4 protein-coding genes are annotated in these 2,969 nt (G+C 61.3%); all 4 read left to right on the top strand.

Annotation, left to right across the window (positions count from 1 at the left end; genetic code table 11):
* Positions 1-78: 78 nt before the first annotated feature.
* Genes CO670_RS32210 through CO670_RS32195 form a run of 4 tightly spaced genes read left to right on the top strand, consistent with a single transcriptional unit; the run spans position 79 to position 2,926 of the window.
* Complete coding sequence (locus CO670_RS32210; protein ID WP_097594053.1) at positions 79-489, top strand: transposase; 411 nt, start codon at positions 79-81, stop codon at positions 487-489.
* Entirely contained in the window at positions 486-833 is a 348-nt protein-coding gene (gene tnpB, locus CO670_RS32205; RefSeq protein WP_097594052.1) for an IS66 family insertion sequence element accessory protein TnpB, read from the top strand. The genes CO670_RS32210 and tnpB overlap by 4 nt, the downstream gene beginning before the upstream one ends.
* A gap of 45 nt (positions 834-878) precedes the next feature.
* The gene (locus CO670_RS32200; RefSeq protein ID WP_097594051.1) at positions 879-2,531 is read left to right on the top strand and encodes an IS66 family transposase; all 1,653 of its coding nucleotides are present in this window, start codon (positions 879-881) and stop codon (positions 2,529-2,531) included.
* Positions 2,531-2,926 (top strand): hypothetical protein, encoded by a 396-nt coding sequence (locus CO670_RS32195; protein WP_097594049.1) that lies wholly within the window; start codon positions 2,531-2,533, stop codon positions 2,924-2,926. Before CO670_RS32200 ends, CO670_RS32195 begins: the two co-directional genes overlap by 1 nt.
* Positions 2,927-2,969: the final 43 nt, after the last annotated feature.

Here is a 2,969-nt window from a genome sequence, read left to right as displayed (position 1 = left end):
GTAAGCCCCCGGTGAAGGCCGCCTTGCGAGGTTGAGGCGAACATCGGAAGTCCTAGTGCAAACACTAGGAGTAGTCCTATGACGAAGCATCCGATTGAAGTGATCACGTCTGTCGAGCGCCGACGGCGCTGGTCTCGGGAGGACAAAGAGCGGCTTGTTGCCGCGTGCCTCGAGCCGGGCGCGGTGCTCTCCGAGATTGCCCGCGCGGCCGGCATCCATGTCAGCCAGCTCTTCCGTTGGCGCAAGGAGCTTTGCCAGATCGAGGAGCCGAAGACGGAAACAGCGAGCACGTTGGTGCCGGTGGTCGTGTCCGAGGCCGCGCTTCCAGCCTCGCCGATTCCCTCGGGGCCACCCACCCCATCACTTTCTCGCCGGAAGCGCAGCGATGTGACGATTGAACTCGGTCGGGACCGTCGTATCCGCGTAGACAGCGACATCGACACGGACGCGCTGGGCCGCATTCTCGATGTCGTGCTGGGGCGGAGATGATCCCGATTCCGAGCGGTGTGAAGGTTTGGCTGGCGACGGGTCACACGGACATGCGCAAAGGCTTCCCCGGTCTGTCGCTGATGGTGCAGGAGACGCTGAAGCGCGATCCGATGTGCGGACATCTGTTCGTGTTCCGGGGGCGCGGTGGAGGTCTGATCAAGGTGATCTGGCATGACGGACAAGGAGCCTGTCTGTTCACGAAGAAGCTGGAGCGCGGCCGCTTCATCTGGCCGTCAGCCGCTGACGGCACGGTGGTGATCACACCGGCGCAGCTCGGTTATCTGCTCGAAGGTATAGATTGGCGGATGCCGCAAAAGACCTGGCGGCCAACATCGGCAGGATGAGCAAAAGCACTGGAATGGCGGACTCGAATATGATTCCATCCTGCCATGAGCGACGCGACTGATGAGCTTCCGGACGACCTTGCCAGTGCGCTTGCACTGCTGGCAGACGAGCGTGCCCGGCGTATCGCTGCCGAGGCAGAAGCAGCGACCGCTAAGGCGCAAGCCGCCAGCGCAAAGGCGCTCGTGTCGCATTCCGAAGCGCTGATCGCGCGGTTGAAGCTGGAGATCGAGAAGGTTCGCCGCGAGCTTTACGGCAGCCGGTCAGAACGCAAGGCGCGACTCCTCGAACAGATGGAACTGCAGCTCGAGGAGCTGGAGGCTGACGCTGGCGAAGACGAACTGGCGGCAGAGGTTGCGGCCGAAGCCTCGACGGTCAGGGCTTTCGAGCGCAAGCGTCCATCACGGAAACCATTCCCTGAACATCTGCCGCGCGAGCGTGTCGTTATAGCGGCTCCGGCGAGCTGCCCTTGTTGCGGTTCGGGCAAGCTGTCGAAGCTGGGCGAAGACATCACCGAGACCCTGGAGGTCATCCCGCGTCAGTGGAAGGAGATCCAAACGGTGCGGGAGAAGTTCACCTGCCGCGAATGCGAGAAGATCACCCAGCCACCAGCTCCTTTCCATGTGACACCGCGAGGCTTTGCCGGACCCAGCCTTTTGGCGATGATCCTGTTTGAGAAGTTCGCGCAGCATCAACCGCTGAACCGCCAGAGCGAGCGCTATGCCCGAGAGGGTGTCGACCTCAGCCTGTCGACGCTCGCAGATCAGGTCGGCGCTTGCGCCGCGGCGCTGAAGCCTATCCATTCGTTGATCGAAGCGCATGTCCTGGCTGCCGAGCGGCTGCATGGTGACGACACCACAGTGCCGATCCTGGCGAAGGGAAAGACCGATACGGGTCGCATCTGGACCTATGTCCGGGATGACCGGCCGTTCGGCGGGCAATCGCCGCCGGCGGCTCTCTACTATGCTTCGCGAGATCGACGACAAGAGCATCCCGAGCGCCACTTGAAAACCTTCACCGGCATTCTGCAGGCTGATGCCTATGGCGGCTACAATCCGCTGTTCAAGGTAGACCGCGATCCGGGACCGCTGACGCAGGCGCTCTGCTGGTCGCACGCGAGGCGCAAGTTCTTCGTGCTGGCCGACATCGCCACGAATACCAAACGCGGCAGCCGCGCCGCGCCGATCTCGCCTATGGCGCTGGAAGCCGTCAAGCGGATCGATGCGCTGTTCGACATCGAGCGTGAGATCAACGGGCTTGCCGCAGCGGAACGCCTGGAGCGCCGTCGCAAGCACAGCCTACCGCTTGTCGGCGAACTACACCGCTGGCTTCAAACCGAGCGGGTAAAACTGTCGCGCAGTTCTCCGGTCGCCGAGCCGATCGACTACATGCTGAAGCGCTGGAACGGCTTCGTGTCTTTCCTCGACGACGGCCGGATTTGTCTCACGAACAACGCCGCCGAACGAGCGCTGAGAGGCTTTGCTCTCGGGAGGAAGTCATGGCTCTTCGCCGGATCGGATCGCGGCGCTGATCGTGCTGCCTTCATGGCGACGCTGATCATGAGTGCCAAGCTCAACGACATCGATCCGCAGGCTTGGCTTGCTGACGTCCTGGCACGCATCGCCGACACGCCAAGCAGCAAGCTGGAGCAATTGCTTCCGTGGAATTGGCGTTGTCACCGAATTGAGGCTGCTGCTTGATGGAAGCGCATCTCAATCTGAGCGACGAGCAACGAAATGCGCTGTTGCAGAGTCTTACGGGAGTAGGCTTGTCTAAGCCAATTGGCTATCTGCCACTCTACACAATCGAAAAATTCTTACGACTTACACCGAAAGCGCTTGCCGACGATGCGGCAAAGCGTGGCCTCGCAACGGTTCAATTCGATGCGGCGGCCTGTTGCATCAAGAGCGGTGCGCTTTATGCGTACCATCGTCAGGCGCTCGCGAGCGTTTTGCAAGTGAACGCTGCGACCGTTCGTGCCGCTGGACTTCCGTTAGACCCGGATGAATTTGTATCCCAAATTGCTACGGTGTGGTTTGACGAGCAGCACCTGGCATATCCGGTCATTGCCGCTGCATTTGGCGACAAAGCCTGACGAAAGCACTCCGATGTTTACGCGGCTTTCACCGGAGGGATAC

Origin of the sequence: Rhizobium sp. J15 (genome assembly GCF_002531825.1) — a bacterium.
Classification (GTDB): Bacteria; Pseudomonadota; Alphaproteobacteria; order Rhizobiales; family Rhizobiaceae; genus Rhizobium.
The sequence above is the reverse complement of the archived record's forward strand: the minus strand, read 5'-3'. Positions and strand labels throughout refer to the sequence as shown.

Coding starts and splice junctions, on each gene's coding strand:
- CO670_RS32195 (WP_097594049.1), top strand. CDS start 2,531: ATGGAAGCGCATCTCAATCTGAGCGACGAGCAACGAAATGCGCTGTTG.
- CO670_RS32200 (WP_097594051.1), top strand. CDS start 879: ATGAGCGACGCGACTGATGAGCTTCCGGACGACCTTGCCAGTGCGCTT.
- CO670_RS32210 (WP_097594053.1), top strand. CDS start 79: ATGACGAAGCATCCGATTGAAGTGATCACGTCTGTCGAGCGCCGACGG.
- tnpB (WP_097594052.1), top strand. CDS start 486: ATGATCCCGATTCCGAGCGGTGTGAAGGTTTGGCTGGCGACGGGTCAC.